This window comes from Anatilimnocola aquadivae, from assembly GCF_049819085.1.
GTDB lineage: Bacteria > Planctomycetota > Planctomycetia > Pirellulales > Pirellulaceae > Anatilimnocola.
In genome coordinates this window covers 1,176,391-1,200,621 of record NZ_CP187419.1, presented here as the reverse complement: position 1 = coordinate 1,200,621, position 24,231 = coordinate 1,176,391, and the positions used below count along the sequence as shown (strand labels likewise).

Here is a 24,231-nt window from a genome sequence, read left to right as displayed (position 1 = left end):
CCGTTGTTGAACACACATTCGTCGCAAACCCGAGAGTTGCGCGTGGTCGTGTTCAATAATCGGTCCGATTGTTGAACACCCCCCTTTTGCCGTTGCGTACATTTCGGTCGCCGTAAGTGGAACAACTCATCACTACGGCCGCAGGTACAATCCTCTCCATGTTGAAGAAGATATTCACTTTCATCGCTGCCGTTCTTGCCTGCGCCGTCGTCAGTGCGGCGATCACGGTGAGTTTGCTAAGCGGGGGCAATATTTCGAACGAGTTTGCTCCCAATGCGTTCGCAGGCACACTGTGCGCCATTCTGACAGCGCCCGTTTGGCTACCTATCGCGATGCTGATCTATCACGCGATTACCGCCGAGAGATTTTGGCAATTCAGCCCGGTATTTCTGCTCACCGTCGTATTCCTGGAGTGTGTTGCCTTGGCCGTCAGTATTGGCCTGTGGCGACTCATCGTCGATTTGTATGAGAACTGGCCGACCATGGATTGATGTCTCGGTAAGCCTATCGGTAACTATCTCACTTCGCTCGCTTCAGCCAGCAATTCGTAGGAGCGAAGCCGGGCACCGTGATCGTAGATGGCCGAGGCCACGATCAGCTCATCGACGCCGGTTTGCTCGACAAAGTCTCGCAGCCCCTGCTGAACCGTTGCCTGCGAGCCGACGAACGATCGAGCGAGCATGGAAGAGGCGTGCGATTTTTCGATTGGTGACCAGTACTCGTCGATGTTGTTGATCGGCGGTGATAATTGCCCGGGCTTGCCGCGCACGAGCTTCGCGAACTGTTGCTGCAGCGAGGTGAACAGCCGAGCGGCTTCAGCGTCGTTGTCGGCCGCGACGACGTTGACGCCCGCAGCCACGTAGGGACTCTTCAGCTGCTGCGACGGCCGAAACTCTTCCCGGTAGATTTCGATAGCTGGCAACAGATCTCCAGGAGCAAAGTGAGATGCGAACGCATACGGCAGGCCCATCGTCGCGGCCAGCCGGGCACCAAACAGACTGGATCCCAGAATCCAAAGCGGAACTTGCAAGCCGGTGCCAGGCACCGCGCGAATCGACTGATCGGCAGACGCGGGACCTAACAACGCCTGCAACTCGGCCACATCCTGCGGAAACCGATCGGCCGTTTCCGGCGAACGCCGGAGCGCTCGCAAGGTCCGCTGATCGGTTCCAGGAGCACGGCCCAGCCCCAAATCGATGCGTCCTGGAAAGAGCGATTCCAGCGTGCCGAACTGCTCAGCCACCACCAGCGGCGAGTGATTGGGCAGCATGATTCCGCCGGAACCAACGCGAATGGTGCTCGTTCCCGCGGCGACATAGCCAATCACGACCGCCGTCGCAGCACTCGCGATGCCCACCATGTTGTGATGTTCGGCCAACCAAAAACGATGATAGCCCCAACGCTCCGCATGCTGCGCCAGGTCCAGGGTATTGCGCAAGGCATCGCGGGGAGTCGCCCCTTCGGGAATGAAGGCGAGGTCGAGGATCGATTGTCTGACCATAACGATTCAGTGTGACCTGAAAGAGTGCTTTCCAGAAAATAGGGATGTCTTCGCTACTATTATTACCGGTCGATGGTGCCGACCTTACACGCCCACTGTGAAAGGGACGGAGATTTCACGGCCCAAACTCCCTGGACACTTTTCACCACCCCGCAGAACACTCGCATCTCGTCCGCGCAGTCGATAGACTTCAGCAACTTCTTTGCTGAGGTCCCGAGCTTCACCTGCCATGAATCGCCAGCCTTATCAAACTCCACCCAAGCATTGGCCACCCTTGATGACGCCGTGGATCGTCAAACTTTGGCGACCGCTGATCAATCGAGAACTGCGTCGTGGCCAGAAGATCACAAAAATCGAAGTGCAAGGGATCGAGCATCCGCAGCAAGCTCTGCGCGAGAACTGCGGCCTGATGGTGACGCCCAATCACTCGTTTCATTACGACTCGTACGTGATGATCGAGACGGCCCATCGCGTCGGCCAGCCCTTTCACTTTCTCAGTGCCTGGCAAGTCTTCGCCATGAGCAAACCGCTCGAACAACGCGTTCTGCAATGGCACGGCTGCTTCAGCATCAATCGCGAAGCGGCCGACCTGAAGGCATTCAAGCAGGCGGTCGATATCTTGCAGACCTCGCAGCAACCACTGGTGGTGTTTCCTGAAGGGGACATCTATCACAGCAACGATCGAGTAACGCCCTTTCGCGATGGGGCGGCAGCGATTGCCATGAGTGCCGCGAAGAAGAGCGAGCGGAAGATCGTCGTGCAACCATGCGCGCTCAAGTGCTTTTATGTGACTGATCCGGCGCAAGAACTGGCACAAGTGATGACGAGGCTGGAACAGCGGTTCAACTGGCGGCCGCGAACCGAATGGCCACTCGATAAGCGAATCTTCGCCTATGCCGATGGCCTGCTGAGCCTCAAGGAAATCGAATACATCGGCCGGCAACAGAGCGGCACCATCCCTGAGCGAATCCAGGGCCTCGCAAATCATGTCCTGGCCAAACTAGAACAAGCCTATGGCGTCGCAAATGCCGGTGGCATCGTTCCCGAACGTGTGAAAGAAGTTCGCCGCGCGGTGATCAAGCAACTCGAAAACCCTGAGACGAAAGACGACGCTCGCCAGCCGCTCGTCGATGCGATGGACGACCTGTTTTTTGTCGTGCAGCTCTTCAGTTATCCGGGCAACTACCTGGCCGAGAAAGTGACGATCGAGCGCACCGCCGAAACGCTCGACAAGTTCGAAGAGGACGTCCTGGAACAGCCTTTTCCCGGCATCCGCGGCGAGCGACATGCCATCGTCCGCTTCGGCCCGCCGATCGAAGTACCCAAGACCCGCGACCAGCGCGACGCCGTCGCCCGCATGACCGACCAACTCGAACACGCCGTGCAAGGCTTGCTCGATGAGATCAACGCCCAGAGAAGTTCGAAGTTCGCAGTTTGAAGTTCGCAGTTATCCCATTCAACTGCGAACTTCAAACTACGAACTCGTTTACCTATTGCGTTATGATTCAACTCCAGAATGTTTCTAAATCCTTCGGCAGCCTGCAAGTCCTTCAGCCCACGACGCTGGATGTGATTCCGGGGCGTTGCACGGTGCTGATCGGCCCGAGCGGGTGCGGTAAGAGCACACTGCTGAGGTTGATGATCGGTCTGATTGAGCCCGATACAGGAGAGGTGCTTTTTGATGGTCAGCAATTGACCAGCGAGAACCTGCTCGAATGTCGGCGGCGGATGGGGTACGTCATTCAAGATGGCGGGCTCTTCCCGCACCTGAGTGCCCGCGACAATACGAGCCTGCTCGCTCGGCATCTGGGTTGGGATCGTGCGAAGGCGAACAAGCGAGTCGATGAACTGGCCGATCTAACCAGGCTGCCGCGCACGGCCCTCGATCGTTACCCGGCACAGATCTCCGGCGGCCAGCGGCAACGCGTCGGCATCATGCGGGCCTTGATGCTCGACCCGGCGGTGATTCTGCTGGATGAGCCGATGGGCGCGCTCGATCCGCTCGTGCGCTACGACTTGCAGGAAGACCTGCGCGGCATCTTTCATTCGCTGAAGAAGACGGTGGTTTTGGTGACGCACGATATGGGCGAGGCTGGCTTCTTTGGTGACGACGTGCTACTGCTCGGCAGTGGTCGCATCGTCCAGCGAGGCACGCTCGACGATTTGATTCGCAAACCGGCGGATGAGTTTGTGGCTAAGTTTGTCCGCTCGCAACGCCTGCCGGAGTTGGAAGCCAAGTGATCAACCGCATCGTGTCCGCACTCCTCGCCACTGCTTGTTCGCTCACTCTGTTGTCGTCGTTGACTGCGGCCGACAAAGTCGTCATCGGCAGCAAGTCGTACAACGAACCGATCATCCTCGGCGAGATGGCTGCGCACCTGGCGCGGCAAGCCGGAGCACAAGCAACCCATCGCGCGGAACTCGGCGGCACGCAGATTTGTTACCAGGCTCTGCTGAAGGGGGATCTCGATCTCTACTTCGAATACACCGGCACACTATCCGGCGAGATCTTTGCCGCCGAGAAGTACCGCACCGACGATGAGTTGCGGGCGGCACTGGCGAAGCAGGGAATTCGTATGAGCCAGCCCTTGGGCTTCAACAATACCTATGCCCTCGGCATGAAAGAGTCGCGGGCTGCGGAACTGGGCATTACCAAGATTTCGGACCTCACCCGCCTGGCTGCGACCGACCCGCGTGTCGCCAAGCTGAAGTTCGGCGTCAGCGATGAGTTCATTAACCGCGACGATGGCTGGCCGGGTCTCAAGCGGCGGTATCGCTTGCCGTTCGAGGTGACCGGCATGGATCACAATCTGGCCTATCGCGGGCTCGATACCGGCAAGATCGACGTCACCGATATCTATTCGACCGATGCCCAGGTAAAGCTGTACGGCCTGCGCGTACTCGAAGATGATCTGGGCTTCTTCTCCAGTTACTACTGCGTCGCCCTGTACCGGGCTGATTTGGAAGAGCGAGCACCGCAAATTGTCGAGGCCGTGAAGAAGCTCGAAGGGAAAATCGACGACGAAGCGATGGCGGCCATGAATGCCCGTGTGCAGATCGATCGGCTGAGCGAATCGCAGGTGGCTGCCGATTTTCTGAATGAGAAGCTCGCTACCAACATTCCGCCCCCGCCCGACGACCGCTGGGAAAGGCTCATTCGCAACCTGATTCGCACCACGCTGCAGCATCTGCGACTCGTCTCGATTTCGCTCGCGGCCGCGATCCTAATTGCCGTGCCACTCGGCATCATTGCCTTTCGCCGACCCAAAATCGGCAGCGTGATCCTGAGTGTCGTTGGCATCATTCAAACGCTCCCTTCGCTGGCCGTGCTCGTGATGCTGGTGCCGCTGCTCGGCATTGGTCCACTACCGGCGCTCGTCGCACTGTTCCTGTACAGCCTGCTGCCCATCGTGCGCAACACCTATACCGGCCTGCGCGATATCACGGGTAACCTGCGCGAGTCAGCGACGGTGCTGGGCCTCGATGACTACGCGCGCTTGCGGCTCGTCGAACTGCCGCTAGCCTCCCGTTCGATCCTGTCCGGCATCAAAACCGCAGCGGTCATCAACGTCGGGGCCGCGACCATCGGTGGACTTATCGGAGCGGGTGGCTATGGCCAGCCCATCATGACCGGTCTCCGCTTGCTCGATACCTCGCTCCTCTTGCAAGGTGCCATTCCGGCAGCGGTCTTCGCGCTCGTCGTCGATTGGCTCTTCGGCCTTGCGGAACGCTTCATTGTTCCCGCCGGCCTACAGATCAAGCAGGGCGATTAGTCGCCTTTACGTAGCCAGACGCGTGAGCGAGGGACATTTGTATTTCGAGGCCGATAGGCGATTCACACTCGCTGACACGTCGGGCCACTTGAGGGTTGAGAGGTGAACGATGCGAACCCAAATCTGCAGACACTGCAAGGAACGCCACGGTCGCAATACCTTGCTAAGCAGAACAGGTTGCATTTACCTCGACTGCGACATTCCGACAAACGAAGATGGATCGTTCGGCTGTCCGCAGTGTGCCACGAATTGCTGCGCCGTGTGTGCCTCGGAGCTAGATGGGATTTGCCCATGTGGCGGTGAGTTGGTGCACCGAGTTTGGTACGAGTTCAGTGGTGATGGTCGCCTGCCCGCAGAGATCACACAGTACACCATGCTTGAGGATCGATTGGCTGCACTCGATGAACTGCGCGTATCGCGTTCGATGATCCGCGCGGAGTACGACAATTTCAAGAGCCTGATCATCGAGTGCGAGCGAGCCGCTCATGCAGGCAACACAGAAGTCGCCGAGAATCCCGGAATTCCTATTCTGCTTACCTACATTCGAGTGGGTGGGCTTCCACCCGTCACTGCCTGGGCACTAATTGCCAACTATGCCGTGCCGAGCAATGTTGACCACATGCTCAGTTTACTCGATGGTCGGTGCCTCGAGTTCGTGAGAGCAAACGTCGAATGTTATCCCGCCGATGAAAGTGGCTGGCAACAGTTGGAACAGAAGTATCGGCACTCGGAAGCGAATCGCCAGAATCTTGTCCCCTATCGTTCGCCGCTGGAAATGGTTGCTCGAGACCGGGCATTGGCGATGCTCCTTCGTAGCGCCTTAGCGAAATTGGACCGCTAGATTCAAGTTGGAGAATTCCAATTGAAGGCTGATGGGCGATTCACCCTCGCTGACGCGTTGGGCTACTTAGGAGAGAGTAATCTTGTTCCGCTTACGTGACTTTCAACCTGACGACGCTCCGAAGCTGCTGGCCCTCTTCAAAGATACGATTCGCCGTGTGAATTGCCGCGACTATTGCCCGGCACAGATTGCCGCGTGGGCGACGGATGAATTGACGCTGGAAGCCTGGTCGTCAAAATTTCCCGGCAGGCGAACATTCATCGCGGAGACGGCCAGCAGTAACACGCCGCGCATTGCCGGCTTTGGCGACTTGGAACCCGATGGCCATCTCGACCGGTTCTTCGTTGCGGCCGATCATCAGGGGCAAGGTGTCGGACGAATGTTGCTCGCCGCGATCATTGCCCACGCACGCGCGTTGAAGGTGCCGCGGATACGCACCGAGGCCAGCATCACTGCGAGGCCCTTCTTTGCCCGCTGTGGCTTTCGCGAAGTGACGAACCAGTTAGTGTTCTATCGTGGTGCGGCGTTCCTCAACTATCGTATGGAACTGCCCCTGGACGAGCCGGGCATTCTTTCCGCTGGTTGAATGTTGCCAGCGGAAGCGGTAGCCTGACGAGCGGTTCTGAAAGACATTTTTCTGGAGACGAATACGATGAAATCGCTCTTAAGCCTGGGATTGGGTTTGGTCCTCGCACTGTCGGCTGGTCTGCTGAATGCCGCCGAACCACTGAAGGCTGGCGACGCCGCTCCTGATTTTGAACTAACCGCTAGCGACGGCAAGACCTACAAGCTGTCGGAACTGCAAAAGGCGAACAAGGCGATTGTGGTCGCTTGGTTCCCACGAGCCTTCACCGGCGGCTGCACCAAGGAGTGCAAGTCGATGAATGAAAACAGCGCCTCGCTGAAGGGACTCGACGTCGCCTACTTCACCGCCAGCACCGACCCGGTGCAGAAGAATGCTGACTTCGCCAAGTCGCTCGACCTGGACTATCCGATTCTTAGCGACCCCGATGGCAAGGTCGCCAAGGCCTACGGCATTCTGAATGCCGCCGGTACCGCCGCGGGCCGCGTGACGTTTTACATTGGCGCAGACGGCAAGTTGCTGCACGTCGATCGCGCCGTGAAGACCGATTCGCACGGCGCCGACATCGCCGCCAAGCTCAAGGAACTGGGCGTAGGCGCGAAGAAGTCGTAAGGCAAACGCGCGTTCATTGCAATCAAGTCGGCGCTCGTTACGCTTCGCGAGCGGGCGCCGCATCTTTGGCCGTTTCTGGCTCAGGCTGCGGTCTCTCCAGCAGCACGGTTGGCTTCGGAAAGGCGAACTCAATACCTTCCGCCCCCAGCCGTTCGTACACCAGCAGATTGATGCGCTGCTGAATGTCCATGTACAGATTGAAGTCGGCCGAAAGGACGAAGTAGACTACTTCGAAATCGAGCGACGATGCGCCAAAGCCTTTGAAATGGGCGCGGTCGAAGCGGATCACCTCTTGCTTCTCAACTGCTTCGCGCAGCATGCCCGGAATATTGGCCAGCTTGTGGGCCGGCGTTTTGTAAGCGACGCCGATTCCAAACACGATTCGTCGCTCGTGCATGCGCCGGCAATTGCGAATGCGGCTCTTGAGCAAATCGGCATTTGAAATGATCAGTTGCTCGCCCGAGAGACTGCGGAGGTGAGTCGTTTTGATCCCGATCTTTTCGACGGTGCCCATCTGGTCGCCGACGATGATAAAGTCGCCGAGGACGAACGGCTTATCGAGAACAATGGACAGCGAGGCGAACAGATCGCCTAAGACATTTTGCGCGGCGAGAGCCACCGCGATGCCGCCGATGCCCAGCCCGGCGACTAGCGCCGTGACATTGATGCCGAGATTCTGCAGAACGAGCAAGCCCACCACCAGCCACAAAGCGATTCGCGCGAGAACTCCCAGCGACGTGACGGTTGTCACACTGCCGGCGTCGGTTGCCAGCTTGCGCTGCGAATAGATGTGAATCAGCCGCGTGAGGAGTGCATTGCCGGTGAGCGCCGCCTGGAACAGCACGGTGAGTATGGCCAGCGTGTTAAGGATCGCCGTGGTCTTGGGAGGCAATGCGAGCAGGAGGGAGCCCGCGAAGAGCGAGACGAGAAGTAGGAACCACAGCCTGATGCTGGCCGTCGCTACGACGAACAGATCGCCGGCGTCGGTGGGCACACGCTCGTTCAGTTTGGTCAGCCGCGAAACGAGAATCGCCTGGATCAACTTGAGCAGGAGAAACAGGCCGATGGCCGCGATAACGGCGATGGCCCACTGGCGCACGGTGTTGCCATAAAAGGGCTGCTCAAACCGCGCGAGCAGTTCTTCCCAGGTCATCATCTTGGTCTTCCTCGTCTCATTTTCGGCGGGCTTAGCGCAGGTGCAAATCTAGTTTAGCAACCGAATCGCAATCTGCGCCACGAGAGCCGGGAAGGAGAATAAGGGACAAGCGGGGTAATGCTCTAGGCAAACAGTTGAATGCTGGGCACTTTGTCGCTGAAGGCTGCCTTCACGGGCCAATGGAGCCAGTTGGTCAGGAGCGACGCGTAGACCGAACGGAAGTCGGTGTGATACTTCAAATCGCCGTCGTCGAGATCACCCAGGTCCGGATGCTTGCCGATCAGGCCAGGTTTGATCTTGGTGCCGAGCAGAAAAACCGGCGCTGCTGCGCCGTGATCGGTGCCGCGGCTACTGTTCTCTTGCACGCGGCGACCAAACTCGCTGAACACGAGCGAGGCTACGCGGCCATCGTGCCCGTGCAGTTTCAGATCTTCCTGGAAGGCCGCCAGTGCATCGCCCAATTGCTGCAGCAGGTTCGCATGTGCAACGGCCTGGTCGGAATGGGTATCGAAGCCATCGAGCGTGACGTAATAGACTCGTGTGCCGAGACCAGCATCAATGAGTTGAGCCACTTGCTTTAGTTTCTCGGCGAGCGATGAAGCGGGATACTGCACGCTGGTGGAGTACTCTTTTGTGGCCTCTTGCAGGCGGTTCGAGAGTTTCACCGCTGCGGTCGAGCGGGTCGTGACGAAGTTGAGCAGGTCATTTCCGCTACTGCGGGCTGTCGTCATCGCGGCTTCGACTGCTTGGCGTTCGGTTTCGCTCTTGCCAGTTTGCAGTTTGAACTGAGCTAGTGACGAAATCGACGGAGTCGGCACATCGCGGCTGGCAAGTGCCAATGGTTGAACATCACCACCCAAGTGCATGGCCGGCGAAGATAGCTCTGTCGTTCCCGCGACTCGCAATTGATCGAAGGTCCTGCCCAGCCAACCGCTGGTGCGGTCGGTCTGCTTCAGCGTGGCCGTATGCCAGATATCCATCGATTCGAAGTGCGAACGATTCGGATTGGGATAGCCGACTCCTTGCACGATGGCTAGTTGTCCCGCTTCCCAGATCTTGCCGAAGCCTCGCAGTGAAGCATGCAGGGCGAGATCGTCTTTGAGCTTGATGAGTGAAGAAGCATCTTGCGCTAGACTTGGGCGGCTGCGACGATACCGTTCGTCTTTGTACGGAATGACCGTGTTGAGGCCATCGTTACCCCCGGTGAGTTGCACCACGACGAGGATGTTCTCGCCCTTTTGTTCGGCTCCGGATGCTGCCGATTGCAGCAGGAACAGCGGCGTGCTGCTGGCGAGCGAGACGAGGCCCGCGGTAGCCGTGGTTGCAGCAGCATCGGCGAGAAATTGACGGCGAGTGCGACGGTTCATCGAACGAGTTCCTGATGGTTCACGCCAGTTGATATTCGGGTAATGTGCACAGTTGATGTAAAGCTCGCTGAGTTGCCGCGGCACGATCTTTCGTACTGTCGAACTGAGCGACCAGTTGTTCGCGCACGGCTGCTGGTGGAGCGATGGGCAATAGTAAGTCGCACAGCCCAGCGACGATTTCTTTACCGCTCTTCAAGTCATGATGCTCAAGCCAATCGACGAGCGAAGTCCCGCCGAACCGCCCCGAAGCTCCTTCGATCAGCTGTCGCATCACATTCGCGCGGGCTACGATCGTCGCCGCATTGATCCACTCGCGGCCACCGTTCCAGCCTTTGACGTTCGGTGGAAACAGCGGGAGTTGCCCAAGACCGCGCAGGCTTTCGACCAGGGTTTGCAAATTCGCGCCGGCGTCAAAGGCGCGCAAGAAGCCGATGGTCATCTCGACCGGCGAGCGCACTTTTGCTCCACGTGCAGCAGGTGAGAAGAAAACTCGACTGGAGAGAATCGTGGCCAGTACAGGCTGGATTTTGAACTGACTCTCTTGCAGCTGTACCGCCAGCGGTTCGATCCACTCCGGCGCCACGAACTGTTCATCGGCGACAAAGAACCGCACGAGCTTCGTGCAGAGGAACCTGGCTGCTGCAGGCTGGGCCAGAATAATGGGCAAGGCTGTGTCGCCATCGAAGTTGCCGCTGCGACCGAAGATGCTCTTGCTGCCGGTATCGTGCTGATACGAGTTGAACTTGAACGTGTTGTTCTGGATCTCCCAGCCCGTGTAGCAGCGAGCCAGTTGCTGAATGTCGTGCTCGGTGTAATTGCCCGGACCGAGGCAAAAAAGTTCGAGCACTTCGCGGGCAAAGTTTTCGTTGGGACGTGTCTTGCGATTGGTCGCTGAATCGAGATACAGCAGCATCGCGGGATCGCGACCGATGCTTTTCACCATGGTCGGAAAGTCACCGAGAGCCTGTTGCCGCAGCGAGTTGTTTTGCTGCAGCATCAGCTTGGCGTCGTTCACCTTGGCCGCGCTAGTGGCGAAATGGCCATGCCAGAAGAGCGTCGTCTTTTCCAGCAATGGTGCCGGCGTGTGACGCATGCGGTAGAGCCACCACGAGGCAACAGCCGTGGATTCGTTACGCCCTAAGACGCTGGTGGCGAATTGCTGCATCCCTTCGGCAAAGGCGGCATGCTCGGCTTCTCCGGCGAGCAACTTTTGAATCGTCACTTCGGGACTACGTGCCGTGGCTTGGTCGAGTTCGCTGAACGTGGCGGCGAAGCCCGCACGGCGAAACAGGTGACCAGCCGCCCGGCGATCGAAAGGCTGCTCCGCGGTGGGTTCGTAACAAAGCCAGCCTTCGCGGGGCGAGAGATCAGCGAGTCGTATCATGGGGCACCTCGACAGCGTGTGGCTACTTCGCGCTCGACAAACCAATTTCCCACCGCAGTTGCAGCCCCTCGGCCGATTGCTGCAGCTTGAGTGTGGTCTCGCTCAAGTGCTTGATGATCGCGAGCAAGCCATTCACTTGCTTCTCGGCGGCTTCCTTATCGTGACCTTGCTCCAGCATGTTCTGGGCAACCAGTTGGGCCTGGTTGTCGGCGAGAATCGATTCCAGCACTTGAGCATCAACCTTCAGGTTGGTGTTGGTGCCAGCGGCCGCATCTGGTGCCGACTTGAGCAACTCGGCCACTTCGAGAGCCAATCGCTTGGTACTTGAGAGGATAAACTTATCTCCCGCAAAGACCGCTGTGGGCGAAGCATTGAATTGCGGCGGCGCGGCCTTACGAGTGGCCTCGTCATCGGGGGGCAGGTACTCGCCCGAGACGACCAGCGTGTCGCCCATCTTCTCGCTGTTTACATCGAGCGGATCGATGCCGTTCTGGCCACCGGCAATGTTGATGAAGCCCACGATGCTTTGAAACGTCACCTTGAAGATGCGTGAGGTCTCAGCGGGATTTTTCATACGGAAGATCAACGCTGCGGCGGGCAACTTGATTGCGGGCACGATGTCACCCTCTTGGTACTGCTGGCGAGCCACCACCACCTGCATGCCAGGCTGAAGATTGCCGAGGATATCGTCGGCGAAATCGCGGCCGGCAAAGAGCGTTTTCAACCCTGCTTCGGCTTCGACGAATTTGGCGTTCACTGCTTCATCGAACAGGTCCGGGGCACGATTCCACAGAGAGGCAAAATCGCGATAGGTGCTCAGCGAGAGAATGGTGTTCTTGGGCGTAAGCAGCTCCGGTGCTTGCCCTTTCCCTTCAGTGCCAAAGAAGAACTCCTTTTGCTGAGCAGCCCTGGATAGATCGCAGGGCATCGCCACGCTCACTGCTAGTCGTTGAGGTTGCAGGTCGATTGCCGCCGTTACCTGTGTGGCCGACGGCAACGCACTGACGATGCCTCCCGCCAGCAACTCGCCCAGCGGATTGTCGCTCTTTTTTGCCGCCAGCGCCTTGAAGTTGCCCAGGGTGCGGAGCAGTCGCAGGTCGAGATAAGCCCAAGCACTTGTCTTCGGTCGCTTCGCATAGGCGGCGGCAAACTGCGATTCGCCCGAGAGTGATTCAGGCTCTTTGTCGAGCAGGTTATTCAGCACGAACGATTGCGCGAGAGGCTTGTTGCTGGCGATGATCCAGCGATCGTGAACGGTCACCTGCACTTCGCCAACTTGATGCCCCTTGAGACCCCGATGCTCAATGTCTTTGATGGCGTCTGTTTTTCCTTGCTCCGCAGTGGCAGCTCGCGCGAGTTCCAACAGGCTATCGCGGGTTCTTTCAGCGAGAGCCTGCTCGCTGGCCCGCGAGATCACAATCACACCTTGGGTGGCGAGATCAAAACCGATGTACACGCCGTCGCTGGTCAATTTGCTGAAGGCGGGACGAAGCTTCTCGCCCAGCTTCGTTTCGAGCTCGGCAATCGCCGCGAGACCTTTTTTGGCCTCGGGCCGCTGCAAAGCCTGCTGATACTCGGGCAAGGCTTGCAACTGCAGAGAGAGGGGATGGTCGAGCAGCACGTCGGCCAGTCTGCCGGGCTGCGAAATCTCCGCATAGGCAATGACCGTAGCGGGGAGCAGATCCTGAGCGGTTTTTTCCGCTCCAGCGACCGCAGCCAGCGAAAACCCGCTGAGCAAGAAACAAACGACAACGCGACACCGGAAAGCAAATGACATGGCGGCACTCACTTCTGCAGCAGGAGAAGATCGAGTCGCCGATTGTACCAGCGCGGCGGGCCGCGAGTTTCAAGTTTGTAGTTCGAAGTTCGTAGTTAAATACCTGCTTGCATCAACTATGAACTTCAAACTTCGAACTCAACTCAAAACTTCTTCCGCCGCTCGCGGCATGCTCATCCGGCGTTCGGCAAGAGCCGTGCTGGCGGTGAGTTGAATCGTGGCGGTCCACTTGCCGCTGGCGTCGCCACGGACGTGCCAGTGAGGGAGTACGGCCACGGACTGGTGAACCAGTTCGAAGCCACCTTCCGATTGGCTGACGGTCTCGACCGGGAAGGTCCAGAAGTTCGTCGGGCGGTTCGAGACGAGCTGCACGTCGATTCCCAGCCATTCGTCGGTCAGGCCAAGCTGGTTTACTTCGTTCAAATCGAGTTGCGTGCCGAGTTGGCCGAAGCGATTGCCGTTCAGGTCGTGGAAGTAGCGATCGTCGGCACCCGAAGGCAAACCGGCAAAGTTCAGTTCCACGCCAAAGTGCAGCAGTTCGTGCGGCGGCAGATTCTCAAGCTGATAGGCAATCTCGAGCGTCGGGCTGCCGGCGGCAATAGTCACGGCCTTGGTGATTCGCACTTCGCGACCATTCACCCAGCCAGTGCGAGTCAGTTGCGCCTGCATCCGGTCGCTGGAGCGGCGAATCTTTGCTTCGTAAACTCCGCTGACGAAGTCGCCCAGTTCGCGAGCTTCGCCGCGGCTCACACCTTGAAGCGTGGCACCGAGATCATAGAAGTGGTCGAGCAGGCTCTTCCGCTGCGTGGCATCGTATTGCAGCCGCTGATCGAGCCCTGGTTGCTTGAACACGATACGATCGTGAATGCTGGCGACGTTGCCATTCGCGCCCGATGCTCCGGCAAGCACCTTGCGGTGATACGACTCGGGGCGGCGAGTGAGCGTGGCACCCAGGTTGTGGCAAATGGTGCGCACATCCAGTTCGTACAACATGCCACCTTGAGCGGGCGCGATCAGGGCGATCAGCTTATCGCTGGCCAGCCGCACTTCCTGCTTCAGGTCGAAGTTGTAATCGTCGACGGTTGCTTCGACATACGGGCCGGTCTTGCCGGTAGCCTGATCGAGCAAGTTGTCGCTGGCGATCAATTGCGTGAAGATCGCATTGCGCAAGTGAGGCAGATAGATGCCGCCAAACGCGCCGTGCCAGTAAGGGCAATTGCATTGACCACGATAGAGAGCCTGCCGCGCGTTATCGAAAGCGGTCCCCGAGATCCCCTCGCGTTCGGCCTGAGAGAAGCGCCGGCTGGTCATCATCATCCGCGCGTACATCTCGTTGGTTTCGGGGTACTTCACTTTGAAGTTCCGCCAGAAACCGCCACGCACAAATCGCTTCACGCGGGGCCAACGAGGATCGTGCTCCAGGTCGTGCGTGATGCTGTCGTATTCCAGTTGTTGGTTAACCGGCAGTGCCCACTCGGTCATTTCGCGATAGCTGCCATCGGGCAGGTAAACCTTGCCGACCGGTGGCGAGTTTTCATACGCCTCGGCCAGTGTGCTCATTTTCAGCCAGTCGCGATTGTGCAACAGGGCGTCAAAGAACTGCCGCAGCCAGCCGTTGTCGTAGACGTGCTTTTTAGTATCAGGCCAGGTGCCGAACTTTTCGCCGTCATCGCCGAACACCACGACCGCGCCAGGATGCTTGTCGCAGATGCCGCGCAGATAGTCGATGCTTGACTGCGGCGATTGAAACGGAATGGTGTAACGAAGTGGTTCGCTGCCGGGGAAGACGCACAGCACTTTGCCGTCGTCTTCGGTCAGGTAGTAACCTTGCAGCTGATCTTCCGTCAGGCCCGCGTTGCGGAAGTGGAAGTCGTCCAGAACGGTGTACTTCATGCCCGCGTTAACGAGATCGCCGGTGAGCGACTGTTCCCACACGCGCTCGGGCATCCACATGCCTTGCACATGGGCGCCGAGGCGGTTCTCCAGCCAGCGCGTGTACGTGGTGATCTGCCCGACGCGATCGCGCGGGGGGATCATCGTCATGATGGGTTCGTAGAACGGCCCGCCGACGATTTCGATGCGGCCGGCAGCGACCAGCCGCGCGACGCGATCGATGTATTCGCCGTGGCGCTCGTCGAGCCATTCCATCAGCGGACCGCTGGTGTGCAGCGAGATCTTCAGATCGCTGTAGCTTTCGAAGACATCGAGAAATGGCAGGTAGCTGTCCTGATAGGCCTGCTCAAACACGCCGTCGAAGTTACCGACGGGTTGATGATTGTGCAGAACCAGGCAAAGGCGAATCGAATTCATAGCCCAAATCACCATCGTGACGAGAGAGCAGAACCAGGCAGCTAGCTGATGTTGCTGGCCGCGCCCAAGCGCGACGAGCGGCAGTCGTCCCTCAACATCGGCAAGCTTGATACCAATTAGCTAGTTATTTCAACCGGAACTTCGCGCGGACTTTCGCCGTTCACTCACGCGCGTGCTAGCTGGCCGGAGAGAGGCCCGATTCACGCAGCAGGGCGGCCGCTGTTTCCGGAGGTTGGGGGTTCATCCAACATCCCGTGCTCCACTCGAAGCCAGCTGCCTTCGTAAGACGCGGAAAAATCTCGATATGCCAGTGATAGTGGTCGTGCGAGTCAATGTCAAAGGGTTCCGTGTGCAGAATCAGATTATATGCCGGACGTGCCAAGGTACGTTCGATTCGACCGATAACCTCACTCACAATCGTTGCCAATTCGCTAACTTCGCCAGCCTTCAATTGCTCGATGCTGGAGGCCTGTTGGCGCGGAGCAATGCAGACCTGAAACGGAAAGCGACTGGCCCACGGACAGAAGGCGACGAACCGCTGCGACTGGGCGACGACTCGCTCGCCGGAGACGACCTCTTCGTCGATGATCTGTGTCAATAGCGAGCGGCCCGACTTCTGCTGGTGCTGTGCGAAGCGGTCAACTTCGCTTTGCACATCGGGCGGCGTCCAAGGTAGGGCGACAACCTGGCTATGCGTATGTTCGAGCGAAGCGCCGGCGGCGGCACCGACATTCTTGAAGATCTGCACGTACTTGAAGCGGCCATCTTGCCGCAGCGTGCGCAGGCGATCTTGATAGGCGTGCCAGACCAGAATCTGATCGGCGAGCGAAAGTTCGCTCAGGCTCGTGATGTGCTCGGGCGATTCGATGATCACCTCGTGCTGACCAAAGCCTGCTTCGTGCCGATGGAGCGAGCCATTCTGACTGGTGGGCGAGGGAGGAACTTCGGTGGTGACTGCGGGGTACTTGTTCGGCACCACGCGCACTTGCCAGGGAAAGAGCTTCGCCCGGCCGTTACTCGCCGGATAGATCTGCACCGCGTGTGGGGTTTGGTCTTCGTTGCCGGCACAGAAGGGGCAGCTGGTGTTGGTGACGCGGTCGGTCCGCTCCACGAACTCCTGCGGGCGGGACGAGCGTTCGCTCCCGACGATTACCCAGCGTTGCGATAGCGGGTCTTGACGATACTCGGGCATGCGGGGCCTGTCGAGCGAATGGGCCAGGAGGGTTAGGCCCATCTTAACAGCAACCCCCACCTTGGTATCAAAGGGGTCGACGCCAAAAATCGGCTTTTTCGGCCAATTTTTGAAAGATTCGGCCGCCGGGGCGACGACCTGTCGTTCCCGCCACAGCAGCCCGGCTCCTTGCTTGTTGGCAGAACCCCGCACCTAACTTCGCTTCACCGTCGCTTAAACTCCCCTAGCCGCTACGCCCTGCCAATCAGCGGAGGGAGTAAAGCGGTTTGACCAGCATGGCGCTGATGGCGGGAAGCAGGCCGCCGAGAGCGCCAATGAGCAGCGAAACGGTCATGCCTGTGGCCACAATATCGCCGCTCACGACCATGTTCAGCGAGACGAACTTGCCGCCCCCCTGACCACTGCCGAGAATGCTCCGCACTTCGTAGCCGTTGGCAGCGAAGCCGGCGAGCAGACAGCCAATGCCGCCGCCGATCATCGCCAAAAAGAGCGACTCGACCAGGAACGAAGCGAGTACTTCGCCGCGCGAGTAGCCGAGCATTCGCAACACGCCGATATCGCGCGACCTCTGAGCGACCGTGGCGAACATGGTGTTCATCACGCCGAACAAACCACCCACCGACATCACCACCGCAAAGATGATAATCGCCACCAGAAACTGCTTCGCCGTTTCCTGCATGCTCGCAAAGTACTCGGTCTCGACATACGACTGCACGCTCTTTGCGTAGTCGTCGTTCAGGTAACGCTTGAGCTTGTAAGCTTCGCTGGCGTTCGCAGTGCGCAGGACAACCGACGAATACGAGTTCTTGCCAAACATGGGAGCGACGATGCCACGCTTGGCCCAAATCTCAGAATCGAACGTCGAGCCCGTCGGAGCCATCACGCCCACGACCATCCACTTCCGTTCGCCCAGCGTAAAGAAGTCGCCCAAGTCGAGCCGATCGGGATTGGGAGCAGCGGCCAGTTCTTCGGCTGTGCGAGTGCTCCCCAGTTCGCGAGCCGTGCCCATGCCGATGACGGCTTCCAGCACGTCGGGCTTTCCTTCACCGCCACTGGTCACCCCTTCGCGCGAGAGCCAGCGGCCGTCGGCGAGCGACATGCCATGCACGCGTCCCGCCATGGGCGCATCGTCGACACCGCGGACTTGCAAAAACCGCCGTCCTGCGGCCCGGCCGGAATCTTGATTCTCGATGGGCTGCACGACCACCAAATACGTCTCGGGACTCGCCAGCGGTTCGTTGGTAGTCTCGTCTCGCAAAATGCCTTGCTGCAGAATCACATCGTTGACGGTGTCGTTGGGCAAGTTACTGAAAGTCTCGTCTTGAAACCCTTCCGAGATGACCAGCACATTGCCGGGCTGGCCGCTCGACTTGGTCAGCTCGATCATGCCGTTCACAAACGCGAGCAAGACGGTGAGCGTGCCAATGACCAGGACAAAGCCAACTGCCGTCAGCAGGGTGCTGAGCCAGCGGACCGAGAGATTGCGCAGGTTATAGCGCAGCGGCACGCGACCCCACAGCGTGAGCATGATCATCAGGCCCAGCGCGGCGACCAGCGGAATCAAGCTGATGGGCGAAACATTAAGTCCGGAAAGCATCGGCAGATTTCATCACAAAGAACACAGAAGCAACCCCACTAAGCAACCTTCGAAAAGACGTCGGTCACCTTCACCGAACAGGCCGACCAGGCCGGTACGACACTGCCGATTAATCCAGCCATCATCCCAATGACAGGTCCCCACCAGAGCGCACTGCTGGAGATGAAGAACTTGCCAAAGAAGGCGATCGGCAACGAGAACCCGCCGTAGTAATCGTTAATCAAAAAGTACGTGCCCCACGAACCCACCAAGCCCGCGAGCAGGCCCAAAATCATCGCTTCGCCCAGGACCAGCAGCATGATTTGTCCCGGACGAAAGCCCAGCACTTTCATCACAGCCAGTTCTTGCCGCCGTTCACGCACACTGATGCCAATCGCATTGGCACTGACCACGCACAGGGAAATCAGGGCCGCTGGTGTCAGCAGCCAACGCATGCCGAAAAAGATATCGCGGTACGAGTCCAGAAAATTCGCCACACCCGAAGCGGCTGTTTCGCATTTGATCGCCGGGTTCGAAAACGCTGGCGAAGTGCTGATTTGCGCAGCAATCCGCTCGAAGTCGGCCTTGCTGTTCGCTCGCAGCCAAAACAGGGCCATGCTCTTTTCGGCCTGCGGATGAGGCTTGCCGCCATGCGTGCGAGGGTAGGCCGCGATGGCTTCATTCAGATAGTCGCGGTTCATCGCGGCCGATAGATCGTAACGCCCCGCACTCGTCGGAAACTGCCCGATGATCTCTAGTTCCAGGTCGATCTCTTTGAAGTTGATGCCGTAGAGCGTGATTCGGTCGCCGATCTTCTTGCCGAGTCCCTTCAGGCGATCGCGGCCGAGAATCAAGCCTTGGCGATTCTGTTCGAGTTTGAGAACCAGTTGGTGAAAGTCTTCCTTTTCCTGGCCTTGCAGCTTGTCGAGATCGTCCATCATCGTCTCGAGCTTTTTGGGCTCCAGGGCGATGGCGAACAGCATGTTGTCACGCGTCATTTTCGTTTTATCGAGTAGGCCGCCGTAAAACTGCCAGGTCATCGTATCGGTCGGCTTCACATCGCCCGGGTTGCGAGCGCCGCCGAGTTCCAATTGGCTGGCATACGCAAACGGTATCCGACTGGGGATCTGCCACCGCTCCGTGACGATGGCCTTCAGGTCCTTTTCCTTCTCGGTGGTAGCTTTATCGAGAAAGTCGAGAATCGACCAGACCAGCGTGATGACGAGCACCAACATGACCGTCGCGCCAGCCGTCAGCAGCGACCGCAGCACATTGCGGCGGACGTTCTTGAACATCAGGAGCAGAAACTTCATAGGCGGCGAGTCGGCGAAAAAGGTCGGCGAAACATTATCACGCCACCGCCCCTGCGGCGGTGGTTCATTGGCTTATGCACTAGCGATTGTTTTAACCAGGTTTCAACAATTCAGTGTATCACGCGGCCCAGGACTACGGTCGTAGAACCAGCGAGCAGAACTAATCGTGCTTCCCCTTCGCGTGCCTCACCATGCGATAAATCATCAGAAAGACGCCGCTACCGAACAGACCGGCCAGCACGCCAAAGAAACCGCCAGCGACCGCTCCCAAAACCTGATCTCGCATTGAGAAGTAGCCCACGCTGGCACCGATCACCAGGCAGACGAAAATCGCCAGCGCCTGATACAGATTGTCGCGCGCACGCAGGTTGGGCCCTGCACCAATATCGGTCACGACGTTGTACGTCTGCTGACCGGTCAGCCTTTTCGGTTCCGGCAGTTCCGCTGGTGATTGTTCGTTCATCTTGTCTCGTCCCCCTTAACCACTTTCGATGCTCATCCCGCCGACCACCCCTGTTCACCCGACTTTTGATAACTTTTTCGCGAGACTTTTTTCAAAAACCGCCTCGCCTGAAGTCCCACTACCGCAAACCTTTGCCGCGATCCAATCCAGTTATAACCCCCTCGTTGGAACGGCTTGCGCGATAACCATTTGATAACCGCCTTTTGGCAAGCTGGGCAATCTGTTGCTGCGTCTCCAGGCTCTTCGTCGCTCGGTCGTTATGGCAGATATTCTGCCTTTGTCATAAGCGGTTATTCTCCACAGCCTTCATCCCTAACAACCACCTACTACGCACCTGATGCTCAATAACTAAGCACCGTCTACTGTGGGACGAGCATCTTGCCTGTCATTCCCCTTCACGCCGGCGCGCAGCCCCACCGCGACCGGCGGCCCCGATGCTCCGTCTCTCTCTTCTATATTTCTCGCTTTCGCAGCGACCAGATCGTCGCCCGCTCCCTCGGTCAAAACCGTCCGCCAACTGAAAAGCGACACAATCCGAATCTGCTCGATGCGTGATTCTTTGTCAAACGCTTTCAGCTTGAAACACAAACCCGTAAAACGAAGCCGTGCTTCGTTCCTGAGCCGCGCTGTCGCCATTCATGGCGCTATCGCCGCATACACCTGCATGACCGGTTGCCAGTCTCCAGTTGCAAACTGGTGTGCCCCGTCACTAGCGAAGCTCTTTCGACCGCTAGTAAAATACGCGAATGGACCAAAACCCCTACGAATCGCCACAGTCGCCTGGTGAACCTACAAATAACGGCAATTCGTTTGCGGGTTGGTTCCGAGTATCGTGGCTGGAGATCGCGATCGTTGCGGTGCTGTTTACCATTCTCTATTGGTTCTTGCTGCCGGCGATTCATTAGACTTCCGAGTACTCATGACCAACCGCGCACCTCTCATCATCGCCATCTTCTTGCTGCTCTTACCGCTGCTGTACGTGGGAAGTTATCTGGTACTCGTGCAGCCAGCGTCCCTTCACAGCACCTCGACAGATCAGCTGGGCGACTCAGGGTATCGGCTGGCTTTCTACCGGTACGGTGGCGACCGATCCCAGTGGTTATTTTGGCCACTAGAGCAAATGGACCGCAAGATTCGACCGAAGCTTTGGCAGCCTGGAGAACCTACCGAATCTCCATTCGACTAAGACCGTCAAATGGCGATTAGCTGTGCACTTCACCCTAAGTCAGCAAGCCGGCGCGGGTTCGTATAGTACCTCACCCCGTCATGCTGGCGGGGCCGTTTCGTAGGCGGATAGAATGGTGCGATGGAGCAGCCAATTAAACCAACGGACGCGCAGCGGGAACTCTCGCTAGGCCGGATCGCACTATGGTTGTCGCCCGAAGATCTGCAGTACCTGGCGAAACACTGCTGCTGCACTGACGTCACACCGCAGGAGCAGCGAGATCGCTGTGCCCGCATCCGGTTTCGATCGGCGGCGGCAATTCACAAAACGATCCCTGACAAGGAGTCGTCATGAGGAAACACCTCGCCCCGTTCCTCGCAGCTGTTTTATTGCTCCTCCCGCTGCTGTACGTGGGGAGCTATCTGGCGGTGGTTGATCCAGACGGTAGTTACCCTGGCGTGATGGAAGCATGGCCTGGTCCAATGCCTCACGAACCGTATCCAGTTCGAGGTCGTACAATTCTTGCTACCTTGTTTTGGCCCCTTGAGCAAATCGACCGCAGGCTGAGACCGATAGACTGGGATCCATCACTGTCGAGGCTGCGTTGACAAGCGGGCGCAAGCCACTGGCTGCACCTACGTGATCTTTAACGAGGCGATTGCCAATCGCATCCGGCCCGTTTCGCTCTGGCGAGTCGCTTTCGCCGGCAGATAGAATGTGGCCCATGAAACTGAGCCGGCGAACCAGCCTGATTTTGTTAGCAATCCTGCCACCCCTCGTGGCAGCTGCTTGGTTCTTCGGAAGTTGGTATTTCCAGCCGCCATTTTACCTTCACGAGGATGGTGAGGTTGGCCCCTACATCACTCAGCCAACAACACCATGACCACCCGCGCACCTCTCATCATCGCCATCGTCTTACTGCTCCTGCCGGTGCTGTATGTGGGGACTTATCTGGCGATGGTGAAGCCTCGATCCGGTGGTGATATCTTGCTGAACATGATCAAGAGTGACTATCGGTCCGGCGGAGATTGGGAGTCTACCGTCTTCTGGCCGCTGGAGCAGATTGACCGCAGGCTGAGACCAGAGACTTGGCGACCTCAAAGCTACGAGTACTACGGACCAGGGCCAAGTTTGCCGTAACCAGCCGCCAAGAGTTCCGAATTTCAAACTGCCCCACTACCACTTCGTTCATCATCTCGATTGTTCTTCAATCGAGCGATAAAATGCGGCACTTGCTGCATCATCACGAGTTCACATCGGAGCGGAATCATGGCGAAGAAAAAGGCGGGTAAGAAGAATAAGGAACCGAAGGACAAACTGAAGACATCGGAGCGGATCGTGCTGCGAACAGGCGAGGCGCTGGTCGAGGGCGAGCCAGCTTACTCGGCGGCGGAGCCCGAGGTGGTGATTGGCGAACTCGATGGCCCGGTGGGCTACGCGATTGCCAACTTGATTGGTGATCAGGTGAAGGGACACACCAAGGTCTTTGCGATCCTCAACAGCGACGTGCAGATTCGGCCCACCACGCTGATGGTCAGCAAGGTGACGGTCAAGAGTTCGAAGTACACCAACATCCTGATGGGCACCGTGCAGGCTGCGATTGCCCACGGCGTACTCGATGCCGTCCGGGCCGGCGACTTGCCCAAGAAAAAGGTCAATGACCTGGGGATCATCGTCTCGGTCTGGCTCGACCCCAGCATTGTCGATGAGCCGAGCGTCGACTTCGAACTTCTCTTTCGCACCAATCGCGAAGCCACGGCCAAGGCCATTGGCAAAGCAATGCGCAACGAGCCTAGCATCGACTGGCTGCTCGACAATCAAGACAAGGTGCAGCATTACTTCCACCAACTGGCAGTCGAAGGAAAGTTGGAATAGCCAACGAGAGTCGTGGGCGGACTGATTCGGCACTGTCGCCCGGGGGCGAAATAGACCAGAATCTACGCTCGGCCTGCGGGCGTAGTTGCGCGGAAGTCTCCGCGATTGTTCTCTGCTTAGTAAACGACCTTTCCATGTCGGTTCCCCACTCGAATGTGATTCAACCGGGCAGCACCTTGGGCGTGCTCGGCAGCGGCCAATTGGGCCGCATGTTTACGATCGCCGCGCGCCGGCTCGGTTATCGCGTGCACGTTCTGTCGCCCGACGACGATACGCCCACCGGGCAAGTGGCCGACATGGAAGTGCGGGCCAGCTACGACGACCTCGATGCGATCGCCAAGTTCGCTCAAGGCGTGTCGGTGGTGACCTTCGAGTTCGAGAACGTCCCTTCGGCAACGACGGCTGCCGCCGAGAAGTTCGCGCCGGTTCGTCCCGGTGGCCACGTGCTGCACGTGACGCAGAATCGCCTGCGCGAGAAGAACTTTTTGCGAGGGCAAGGGATTGCTACCACTCCCTATCATGCAATCCATAACGAACAGCAGCTGCGCTCGGCACTGCTGCAGACGGGCTATCCCGCGGTGCTAAAGACCGCCGACTGGGGCTACGACGGCAAAGGCCAGGCGAAGATTCAACAAGCCGACGAGATCAGTGGCCTCTGGCCCAAGTTCGACGGGCAGGAAAGCATCCTCGAAGCGTACGTCGATTTTGCCTGCGAGATTTCCGTCGTTGCCGCCCGAGGCTTAGCGGGTGACTTCGTGGCGTATGGCCCGATTCATAACTCCCACAGCAATCACATTCTCGATGTTTCGATTTGCCCGGCTCCCGTGGCCGAGAGCGTGGCCAGCGAAGCGATTGAGATCACGCGGACGATCTTCGAAAAGCTGGATGTTGTCGGCGTGTTGACGGTCGAGTTCTTTGTAACGCGCGAGAATCGCCTGCTGGTGAACGAACTGGCGCCACGACCTCACAACAGCGGGCACTACGGCATCGATGCCTGCGTCAGCTGTCAGTTCGAGCAGCAGGTGCGAGCGGTGTGCGGCCTCCCCCTCGGTTCGGTTCGTCAGCATCGACCGGCGGCGATGGTCAACTTGCTCGGCGATGTCTGGCAACCTAACGCGCCGCGTTGGGATCTGGCTCTCAGCAATCCCGAGATCAAGCTGCACCTGTACGGCAAGGCCGAACCTCGCGCGGGGCGCAAGATGGGGCATCTCACGGCCCTCGCCGATACGCCCCAAGCGGCCGCCGAACTGGCACTCAACGCCCGCGCCGCCCTGCAGTCTGGCTGCTGAATGCCCGGTTATGCCCTTCCCACCCTTTCGGTAGACTAATGAGTAGAGGGAACG

The 24,231-nt window shown here is 58.4% G+C and carries 21 protein-coding genes; 11 read left to right on the top strand and 10 right to left on the bottom strand.

Translation table 11 applies throughout. From position 1 onward, the window contains the following. The first annotated feature begins 158 nt into the window (after nucleotides 1–158). Nucleotides 159–491, top strand: coding sequence for a hypothetical protein (locus tag NA78x_RS04680; RefSeq protein WP_425617264.1), 333 nt, complete (start codon nucleotides 159–161; stop codon nucleotides 489–491). Between the two features lie 23 nt (nucleotides 492–514). Here NA78x_RS04680 and NA78x_RS04675 read toward each other — a convergent pair whose 3' ends face one another. Continuing rightward, entirely contained in the window at nucleotides 515–1,501 is a 987-nt protein-coding gene (locus tag NA78x_RS04675) for an LLM class flavin-dependent oxidoreductase (RefSeq protein ID WP_425617263.1), read from the bottom strand. 229 nt (nucleotides 1,502–1,730) lie between these two features. Between NA78x_RS04675 and NA78x_RS04670 the strand changes: the two genes are divergently transcribed. From NA78x_RS04670 to NA78x_RS04645, 6 genes are all read left to right on the top strand, one after another. After that, the gene (locus tag NA78x_RS04670; RefSeq protein WP_425617262.1) at nucleotides 1,731–2,939 is read left to right on the top strand and encodes a 1-acyl-sn-glycerol-3-phosphate acyltransferase; all 1,209 of its coding nucleotides are present in this window, start codon (nucleotides 1,731–1,733) and stop codon (nucleotides 2,937–2,939) included. Between the two features lie 62 nt (nucleotides 2,940–3,001). Beyond that, a complete protein-coding gene (locus tag NA78x_RS04665) occupies nucleotides 3,002–3,742 on the top strand; it encodes an ATP-binding cassette domain-containing protein (RefSeq protein WP_425617261.1) in 741 nt (246 codons plus the stop codon). Next, a complete protein-coding gene (locus tag NA78x_RS04660; protein ID WP_425617260.1) occupies nucleotides 3,739–5,274 on the top strand; it encodes a glycine betaine ABC transporter substrate-binding protein in 1,536 nt (511 codons plus the stop codon). Before NA78x_RS04665 ends, NA78x_RS04660 begins: the two co-directional genes overlap by 4 nt. A gap of 307 nt (nucleotides 5,275–5,581) precedes the next feature. Continuing rightward, the gene (locus tag NA78x_RS04655; RefSeq protein WP_425617259.1) at nucleotides 5,582–6,115 is read left to right on the top strand and encodes a hypothetical protein; all 534 of its coding nucleotides are present in this window, start codon (nucleotides 5,582–5,584) and stop codon (nucleotides 6,113–6,115) included. An 82-nt stretch (nucleotides 6,116–6,197) separates the two neighbouring features. Then, nucleotides 6,198–6,701: a GNAT family N-acetyltransferase gene (locus NA78x_RS04650; RefSeq protein WP_425617258.1), complete on the top strand. Its 504-nt coding sequence runs from the start codon at nucleotides 6,198–6,200 to the stop codon at nucleotides 6,699–6,701. Nucleotides 6,702–6,767: 66 nt separating this feature from the next. Further along, nucleotides 6,768–7,310: a peroxiredoxin gene (locus NA78x_RS04645; RefSeq protein WP_425617257.1), complete on the top strand. Its 543-nt coding sequence runs from the start codon at nucleotides 6,768–6,770 to the stop codon at nucleotides 7,308–7,310. Between the two features lie 37 nt (nucleotides 7,311–7,347). Here NA78x_RS04645 and NA78x_RS04640 read toward each other — a convergent pair whose 3' ends face one another. From NA78x_RS04640 to NA78x_RS04600, 9 genes are all read right to left on the bottom strand, one after another. After that, a complete protein-coding gene (locus tag NA78x_RS04640; RefSeq protein ID WP_425617256.1) occupies nucleotides 7,348–8,466 on the bottom strand; it encodes a mechanosensitive ion channel family protein in 1,119 nt (372 codons plus the stop codon). A gap of 122 nt (nucleotides 8,467–8,588) precedes the next feature. Beyond that, nucleotides 8,589–9,833, bottom strand: a complete 1,245-nt coding sequence (locus NA78x_RS04635; protein ID WP_425617255.1) for a DUF1501 domain-containing protein — start codon at nucleotides 9,831–9,833, stop codon at nucleotides 8,589–8,591. A 19-nt stretch (nucleotides 9,834–9,852) separates the two neighbouring features. Beyond that, on the bottom strand, nucleotides 9,853–11,217 hold the full coding sequence (locus NA78x_RS04630; protein ID WP_425617254.1) for a DUF1800 domain-containing protein: 1,365 nt from the start codon (nucleotides 11,215–11,217) through the stop codon (nucleotides 9,853–9,855). 22 nt (nucleotides 11,218–11,239) lie between these two features. Further along, the gene (locus NA78x_RS04625; protein WP_425617253.1) at nucleotides 11,240–12,994 is read right to left on the bottom strand and encodes a hypothetical protein; all 1,755 of its coding nucleotides are present in this window, start codon (nucleotides 12,992–12,994) and stop codon (nucleotides 11,240–11,242) included. A 138-nt stretch (nucleotides 12,995–13,132) separates the two neighbouring features. Beyond that, entirely contained in the window at nucleotides 13,133–15,304 is a 2,172-nt protein-coding gene (locus tag NA78x_RS04620) for an alpha-amylase/4-alpha-glucanotransferase domain-containing protein (RefSeq protein ID WP_425617252.1), read from the bottom strand. A gap of 175 nt (nucleotides 15,305–15,479) precedes the next feature. Then, complete coding sequence (galT, locus tag NA78x_RS04615) at nucleotides 15,480–16,538, bottom strand: galactose-1-phosphate uridylyltransferase (RefSeq protein ID WP_425617251.1); 1,059 nt, start codon at nucleotides 16,536–16,538, stop codon at nucleotides 15,480–15,482. 202 nt (nucleotides 16,539–16,740) lie between these two features. Further along, nucleotides 16,741–18,093: an ABC transporter permease gene (locus NA78x_RS04610; RefSeq protein WP_425617250.1), complete on the bottom strand. Its 1,353-nt coding sequence runs from the start codon at nucleotides 18,091–18,093 to the stop codon at nucleotides 16,741–16,743. 38 nt (nucleotides 18,094–18,131) lie between these two features. Beyond that, complete coding sequence (locus NA78x_RS04605; protein ID WP_425617249.1) at nucleotides 18,132–19,385, bottom strand: ABC transporter permease; 1,254 nt, start codon at nucleotides 19,383–19,385, stop codon at nucleotides 18,132–18,134. Nucleotides 19,386–19,545: 160 nt separating this feature from the next. Next, nucleotides 19,546–19,848 (bottom strand): hypothetical protein, encoded by a 303-nt coding sequence (locus tag NA78x_RS04600; protein WP_425617248.1) that lies wholly within the window; start codon nucleotides 19,846–19,848, stop codon nucleotides 19,546–19,548. A 746-nt stretch (nucleotides 19,849–20,594) separates the two neighbouring features. Here NA78x_RS04600 and NA78x_RS04595 point away from each other — a divergent pair. The 4 genes from NA78x_RS04595 to NA78x_RS04580 all read left to right on the top strand — a co-directional run bounded on the left by NA78x_RS04595 (nucleotide 20,595) and on the right by NA78x_RS04580 (nucleotide 24,177). Continuing rightward, complete coding sequence (locus NA78x_RS04595) at nucleotides 20,595–20,753, top strand: hypothetical protein (RefSeq protein WP_425617247.1); 159 nt, start codon at nucleotides 20,595–20,597, stop codon at nucleotides 20,751–20,753. A gap of 1,139 nt (nucleotides 20,754–21,892) precedes the next feature. Further along, on the top strand, nucleotides 21,893–22,153 hold the full coding sequence (locus NA78x_RS04590) for a hypothetical protein (protein ID WP_425617246.1): 261 nt from the start codon (nucleotides 21,893–21,895) through the stop codon (nucleotides 22,151–22,153). 129 nt (nucleotides 22,154–22,282) lie between these two features. After that, the gene (gene fae, locus NA78x_RS04585; protein ID WP_425617245.1) at nucleotides 22,283–22,888 is read left to right on the top strand and encodes a formaldehyde-activating enzyme; all 606 of its coding nucleotides are present in this window, start codon (nucleotides 22,283–22,285) and stop codon (nucleotides 22,886–22,888) included. Nucleotides 22,889–23,022: 134 nt separating this feature from the next. Next, nucleotides 23,023–24,177, top strand: a complete 1,155-nt coding sequence (locus NA78x_RS04580; protein WP_425617244.1) for a 5-(carboxyamino)imidazole ribonucleotide synthase — start codon at nucleotides 23,023–23,025, stop codon at nucleotides 24,175–24,177. Nucleotides 24,178–24,231: the final 54 nt, after the last annotated feature.

What these genes read in the sequence shown, in the direction of transcription:
- NA78x_RS04680 (WP_425617264.1), top strand. Translation starts at nt 159, where the DNA reads ATGTTGAAGAAGATATTCACTTTCATCGCTGCCGTTCTTGCCTGCGCC.
- NA78x_RS04675 (WP_425617263.1), bottom strand. Translation starts at nt 1,501, where the DNA reads ATGGTCAGACAATCGATCCTCGACCTCGCCTTCATTCCCGAAGGGGCG.
- NA78x_RS04670 (WP_425617262.1), top strand. Translation starts at nt 1,731, where the DNA reads ATGAATCGCCAGCCTTATCAAACTCCACCCAAGCATTGGCCACCCTTG.
- NA78x_RS04665 (WP_425617261.1), top strand. Translation starts at nt 3,002, where the DNA reads ATGATTCAACTCCAGAATGTTTCTAAATCCTTCGGCAGCCTGCAAGTC.
- NA78x_RS04645 (WP_425617257.1), top strand. Translation starts at nt 6,768, where the DNA reads ATGAAATCGCTCTTAAGCCTGGGATTGGGTTTGGTCCTCGCACTGTCG.
- NA78x_RS04640 (WP_425617256.1), bottom strand. Translation starts at nt 8,466, where the DNA reads ATGATGACCTGGGAAGAACTGCTCGCGCGGTTTGAGCAGCCCTTTTAT.
- NA78x_RS04635 (WP_425617255.1), bottom strand. Translation starts at nt 9,833, where the DNA reads ATGAACCGTCGCACTCGCCGTCAATTTCTCGCCGATGCTGCTGCAACC.
- NA78x_RS04630 (WP_425617254.1), bottom strand. Translation starts at nt 11,217, where the DNA reads ATGATACGACTCGCTGATCTCTCGCCCCGCGAAGGCTGGCTTTGTTAC.
- NA78x_RS04625 (WP_425617253.1), bottom strand. Translation starts at nt 12,994, where the DNA reads ATGTCATTTGCTTTCCGGTGTCGCGTTGTCGTTTGTTTCTTGCTCAGC.
- NA78x_RS04620 (WP_425617252.1), bottom strand. Translation starts at nt 15,304, where the DNA reads ATGAATTCGATTCGCCTTTGCCTGGTTCTGCACAATCATCAACCCGTC.
- galT (WP_425617251.1), bottom strand. Translation starts at nt 16,538, where the DNA reads ATGGGCCTAACCCTCCTGGCCCATTCGCTCGACAGGCCCCGCATGCCC.
- NA78x_RS04610 (WP_425617250.1), bottom strand. Translation starts at nt 18,093, where the DNA reads ATGCTTTCCGGACTTAATGTTTCGCCCATCAGCTTGATTCCGCTGGTC.
- NA78x_RS04605 (WP_425617249.1), bottom strand. Translation starts at nt 19,385, where the DNA reads ATGAAGTTTCTGCTCCTGATGTTCAAGAACGTCCGCCGCAATGTGCTG.
- NA78x_RS04600 (WP_425617248.1), bottom strand. Translation starts at nt 19,848, where the DNA reads ATGAACGAACAATCACCAGCGGAACTGCCGGAACCGAAAAGGCTGACC.
- NA78x_RS04595 (WP_425617247.1), top strand. Translation starts at nt 20,595, where the DNA reads ATGGACCAAAACCCCTACGAATCGCCACAGTCGCCTGGTGAACCTACA.
- NA78x_RS04590 (WP_425617246.1), top strand. Translation starts at nt 21,893, where the DNA reads ATGACCACCCGCGCACCTCTCATCATCGCCATCGTCTTACTGCTCCTG.
- fae (WP_425617245.1), top strand. Translation starts at nt 22,283, where the DNA reads ATGGCGAAGAAAAAGGCGGGTAAGAAGAATAAGGAACCGAAGGACAAA.
- NA78x_RS04580 (WP_425617244.1), top strand. Translation starts at nt 23,023, where the DNA reads ATGTCGGTTCCCCACTCGAATGTGATTCAACCGGGCAGCACCTTGGGC.